At 33.0% G+C, this 5,202-nt stretch carries 7 protein-coding genes and 2 pseudogenes (2 of these 9 only partly in view); 7 read left to right on the forward strand and 2 right to left on the reverse strand.

What is annotated here, in order from left to right; genetic code table 11:
- From A2255_08040 to A2255_08070, 7 genes and pseudogenes are all read left to right on the forward strand, one after another.
- A pseudogene (locus A2255_08040) lies at window positions 1-703 on the forward strand (arsenite S-adenosylmethyltransferase) (it extends 89 nt beyond the left edge of the window).
- Between the two features lie 18 nt (window positions 704-721).
- A complete protein-coding gene (locus A2255_08045; GenBank protein ID OGI23519.1) occupies window positions 722-1,768 on the forward strand; it encodes an arsenical-resistance protein in 1,047 nt (348 codons plus the stop codon).
- A gap of 12 nt (window positions 1,769-1,780) precedes the next feature.
- On the forward strand, window positions 1,781-2,185 hold the full coding sequence (locus A2255_08050) for a hypothetical protein (GenBank protein ID OGI23520.1): 405 nt from the start codon (window positions 1,781-1,783) through the stop codon (window positions 2,183-2,185).
- Window positions 2,186-2,195: 10 nt separating this feature from the next.
- Window positions 2,196-2,429, forward strand: a complete 234-nt coding sequence (locus A2255_08055) for a redox-active disulfide protein 2 (protein ID OGI23521.1) — start codon at window positions 2,196-2,198, stop codon at window positions 2,427-2,429.
- 77 nt (window positions 2,430-2,506) lie between these two features.
- Window positions 2,507-2,956: a hypothetical protein gene (locus A2255_08060; protein ID OGI23522.1), complete on the forward strand. Its 450-nt coding sequence runs from the start codon at window positions 2,507-2,509 to the stop codon at window positions 2,954-2,956.
- An 8-nt stretch (window positions 2,957-2,964) separates the two neighbouring features.
- Window positions 2,965-3,651, forward strand: a complete 687-nt coding sequence (locus A2255_08065; protein ID OGI23523.1) for a cytochrome C biogenesis protein — start codon at window positions 2,965-2,967, stop codon at window positions 3,649-3,651.
- Between the two features lie 264 nt (window positions 3,652-3,915).
- Entirely contained in the window at window positions 3,916-4,428 is a 513-nt protein-coding gene (locus tag A2255_08070) for a ferritin (protein OGI23524.1), read from the forward strand.
- A gap of 75 nt (window positions 4,429-4,503) precedes the next feature.
- Here the strand turns inward: A2255_08070 and A2255_08075 are convergent, their stop codons facing one another.
- Both A2255_08075 and A2255_08080 read right to left on the reverse strand, forming a co-directional pair.
- The gene (locus A2255_08075; protein OGI23531.1) at window positions 4,504-4,704 is read right to left on the reverse strand and encodes a thiamine biosynthesis protein ThiS; all 201 of its coding nucleotides are present in this window, start codon (window positions 4,702-4,704) and stop codon (window positions 4,504-4,506) included.
- Between the two features lie 167 nt (window positions 4,705-4,871).
- Window positions 4,872-5,202: pseudogene (locus tag A2255_08080) on the reverse strand (adenosylmethionine--8-amino-7-oxononanoate transaminase); it runs 1,019 nt beyond the window's last position.

Genomic DNA, 5,202 nt, shown 5'->3' on the forward strand with positions numbered 1-5,202 from the left:
TGATGAGATTAGTAAAACATCCAGAATATACGATGGTATTGACATAGACGACCTGCCTATAGAAGTTGTTAATGCTTCTTTAGGTTGTGCTAATCCTTTAGTATTAGCAGCGCTAAAAGAGGGTGAGACTGTTCTTGATTTAGGTAGCGGTGGCGGTATTGATGTATTAATGTCCTCAAAATATGTAGGAAAAACTGGCAAAATATATGGCCTTGATATGACTGATGAAATGCTCGCTCTTGCTAATAAAAACAAGGAAAAGATGGGTGTAACAAACGTAGAATTCATTAAAGGATACATAGAAAATATTCCATTACCTGATAAAACTGTAGATGTAGTTATTTCTAATTGCGTTATAAATCTGTCAGAGGATAAGACAAAAGCCCTTTCAGAAGCATATAGGGTTTTAAAAGATGGTGGAAGATTAGCGATAGCTGATGTTGTGTCACTCAGGGATGTCTCCCCTGAGATTAAAAAACAGGCCGCATTATGGGTAGGCTGTATTGCAGGTACTATTTCAATAGACGAGTATACAAATATTTTAAAAGATCTAGATTTTAAGAACATTTATATTGAGCCTATTCACGTTTATACAAAAGCCATTATTGAAGGATTAGTAGCTGATAAAAATCAGTTTTCAAAAATTAATCTGGATGAAATAGATGGTGCTTTTGCTGGTGCATATATAAAGGCGATTAAGTAGATATAAGAGGATTAGGGTATGAATAATGCTCCAAGATGTGGACTTTCATTTTTAGACCAAAACCTTACATTGTGGATATTTTTAGCTATGACTCTGGGTATTGGCGTAGGCTATTTTATTCCGGGAGTTGAGAGTTTTATTAATCGTTTTCAGCTTGGTACGACCAATATTCCTATTGCAATTGGCTTAATTTTAATGATGTATCCGCCATTGGCTAAGGTTAAATATGAAGACTTACCTTTAGTTTTTAAAGATGTAAAGGTTCTTAGCCTTTCATTATTTCTAAACTGGATAATTGGACCAATATTAATGTTTACATTAGCCATAACTTTTCTTTCTGGTTATCCAGAGTATATGGTGGGGTTGATTTTAATAGGTCTTGCTCGATGTATTGCTATGGTTATAGTATGGAATTCACTTGCTGAAGGTGATGGTGACTACTGTGCAGGACTTGTTGCTTTTAACAGTATATTTCAGGTAATTTTTTACAGTGTCTTTGCTTGGTTTTTTATTACGGTACTTCCTCCATACTTTGGATTAGAAGGAGCTATTGTTCACGTTGATACCAGACTGGTTGCAGAAAGTGTATTTATTTATCTTGGTATTCCGTTTATTGCAGGTATTATTACAAGATATACAGCTATAAAGTATAAAGGCTTTGATTGGTACTCAAATAAATTCATACCAAGAATAAGCCCTATTACTCTTATAGCTTTATTATTCACAATTGTTGTGATGTTTAGTTTAAAAGGTAATCTTATAGTCCAGATTCCTATGGATGTCGTAAGAATAGCTATTCCTTTATTAATTTACTTTGTACTTATGTTTTTATTCAGCTTTGCTATGAGTAAAAGGCTTGGGGCTAATTATCCCAAATCAACAGCACTTTCATTTACTGCTGCAAGTAATAACTTTGAGCTTGCAATTGCTGTTGCGGTAGCTGTATTTGGTATAGGCTCAGGTGTTGCTTTTGCTGCTGTTATAGGCCCATTAGTTGAAGTGCCTGTATTAATTAATCTGGTTCACTTATCAACTTGGATCAGAAAAAAGTTCTATATAGCTTAAGGGATATTTATTATGAAAAAAGTCTTATTCCTATGTACAGGAAATTCCTGTCGTTCTCAGATGGCAGAAGGGTTACTTCATCATTATTATGGAGATAAGTATGAAGTATACAGTGCTGGTACTAAACCATCAATAGTTCACCCTAAAGCCATACAGATTATGCAGGAAATAGGAATTGATATATCAAATCAGCGTTCTAAGTCAGTTAATGAATTTAAGAATGAATCATTTGATTATGTAATTACTGTGTGTGATAACGCAAAAGAATCCTGCCCTATATTCCCAGGTAAATCAAAAAGGCTTCATTGGAGTTTTATTGACCCTGCTGAAGCTATAGGAGATACTGAGCAGGTATTAACAGTCTTTAGAATGGTGCTAGAACAGATAAAGCAAAAAATAGATCAGAAACTATTATAGGAGTCTAAATATGAAGAAAATACAGGTTTTAGGTACAGGTTGTAAAAAGTGCAATGACCTAACAGAATCAGCTAAAAAGGCTGCTGAATCAATGGGAATAGAATACGAACTTGAAAAAGTCAGTGATATTCAAAAGATTATGGAATTCGGAGTAATGATGACACCTGCTCTTGTGGTTGATGGAGAGGTTAAAGTGACTGGTAAAGTTCCATCAGTTGATGATATTAAAAAATACTTATCTTAATTTATTCAGTGGAACTTCGGAAAAATTGTAAAAAATAGAGGCATAATATTATTAAAAAGATAAGAGAGGAGATTATAATGTCAAAACAACTTAGGCTATTAACTGTATACTCTATCGCATTTGTTATGTTACTTTTCGTTTCATCTCTAGCGGGATGTTCTTTTGCTAAAAATGAATTAGAGACTATTCCAGTAAAGTCTGAAGTAAAGACAGGCTCAAAAGTTATTGTATATTATTTTTATACCAATAAACGCTGTGCATCCTGTCATAAAATCGAATCTTACACAAAAGAAGCTGTTCAGGGCATAAAAAACAATAAAGTAGAATTTCGCATGGTTAATATTGATGAATCAGCTCATAAGCATTTTGTTAAAGATTATGGTTTGTATACCAAGTCGGTAGTGGTGTCCAACGTTAAAAACGGTAAACAGGTAAATTGGAAAAATCTCGATAAGATTTGGACATTGTTAGGTGACAAGAGCAAGTTTGAAAATTACATATTAAAAGAAGTTAAATCATACTTATAGGTGGATATATGGAAGCAATTTTAATATTATTCTCAGCTCTCTGGCTTGGAATATTAACATCAATAAGCCCATGCCCATTAGCTACAAATATAGCTGCTATGTCTTATATCGGAAAACGTGTAGATAGTCCTTTAAAAGTTTGCTTTGCAGGGTTACTATACACGCTAGGAAGAACTCTGGCTTATATAATACTTGGAATCATAATTGTTGCAGGTTTATTATCAATTCCAACAGTTGCTAACTTCTTACAGGAATATATGAATATTGCTCTAGGACCTATTCTTATTATTGTTGGAATACTTCTTTTAGAATTAATTAAATTTAATATTCCAAGTATAGGAAGCGAGAAACTACAAAATAAAGCTCAGGAATTAGGCATATGGGGAGCAGGGTTGCTTGGAATTCTTTTTGCTCTTTCATTTTGTCCTGTTTCTGCTGCATTGTTTTTTGGGAGCTTAATACCCCTATCTATGCAGCATAAATCAATGTTTGTATTCCCATCACTATATGGTATAGGTACAGCACTCCCTGTTATCTTATTTGCCTTTGTTATAGCTTTAAGTATAGGTTCAGTTGGCAAATTTTATAACAAGATAACCCAGTTTGAATGGTGGACAAGAAGAATTACAGGGATAATTTTTATACTTACAGGAATATATTTCTCATTAATCTACATTTTTGGTATTTCTCTTTAGCCTATAGTCAAATAGGGTGAATAATTCACACCAATAAAAATCCAAATTCAAGTTTTTACAATGAATTTTAACCCACCAAATCTAAAAGAAGATTTCTGAACTCGTACGCTCAAGCGTCAATATTTTAACAGCATAAATTTTTGATATAAGGTTAAACTGATTAAGAAAAGATTAATATTTATCAATAAAATTTGATAATAAACTATAATTTATTTTGAAAAAGCAAATATCGGTTTTATAAGATATACCAGGAGGTAGATAACAATGTTTAGTCAAAAGATGCAGGATGCCATTAATAAGCAGATCAATGCAGAATTTTATTCATCGTATCTATATTTATCTATGAGTGCCTACTTTCAATCCATTAGTTTAAGTGGTTTTGCTAATTGGATGAGAGTTCAGGCACAGGAAGAATTAATGCACGCTATGAAGTTTTATGATTTTGTTAATGAGCGTGCTGGCAGAGTGGTTCTTCATAAAATAGAAGAGCCAAAGAATGAATGGGAAAATTCTACAGCTGTATTTGAACAGGTACTTGAACATGAACAAGCAGTTACACGTTCAATTAATGAATTAGTGAATATAGCAGTAGAAGAAAAAGACCATGCGACCCAAATATTCTTGCAATGGTTCGTTACAGAGCAGATAGAAGAAGAATCTTCAGCCAGTGAGGTATTACATAAGCTAAAACTTACTGGGGGAGAAGGTAGCGGATTGTTTATGCTCGATAGGGAACTTGCAACACGTATATTCGTTCCGCCAGCTCCTAATCCCTAGATATTGATTAATAATTCAAGAATTATATAATAAGCATGAAGAGAGTTTTTGCTCATCTTGTGTTTATTATAATGTTTAGCCCCCGCCAAAAAAGCTAACCACTTCTAATTTATCACCATCCTGAAGATAACAGGTTTCGTATTGGTCTTTTTGAACAATTTCTAGATTTCTCTCTACAACCAGCATAGGACTTTTAGCGTTAATAATCTCTAAAATATCTTTAATAGTGGAATTTCCATTAATTTCTTTTTCTTCACCATTTAGACTTATCTTAATTTTATTCATTTTATACCTCTATAAATTTTATATATTGAAATTATTTTTGTTTATTCTGTTTAGATATTTTTACGTCGGCTTTGTGACCTACTTAGGATGACAGTGATGTTACTGGAAGGGTTGATGACTTGAGAATGTGGCTTAGCCACAAGAATGACACAGTGGAGTTAATACAATGCTGCTTTTATGGAATCATATGCTATATCTGTAAGTTTTGTTATCTCTTCTTCCGTAATTACGTAAGGTGGCATGAAATAGACAATATTTCCTAAAGGTCTTAATATTGCACCTCGTTTTAAACCTTCTTTATATATTTTCACGCCCATTCTATCTTTAAAAGGATAAAGTTCCTTAGTATCTTTACTTTTGACAATCTCGATAGCACCTATCATGCCAATATGTCTGATATCTCCAACACAATCAAGTTCTTTAAATTTTTCCAATTCTGCCTTTAGCCTTGATATTTTAGGTTGTATAGATTCTATAATTTTTTCTTCT

The organism is Candidatus Melainabacteria bacterium RIFOXYA2_FULL_32_9 (assembly GCA_001784615.1).
Classification (GTDB): Bacteria; Cyanobacteriota; Vampirovibrionia; order Gastranaerophilales; family UBA9579; genus UBA9579.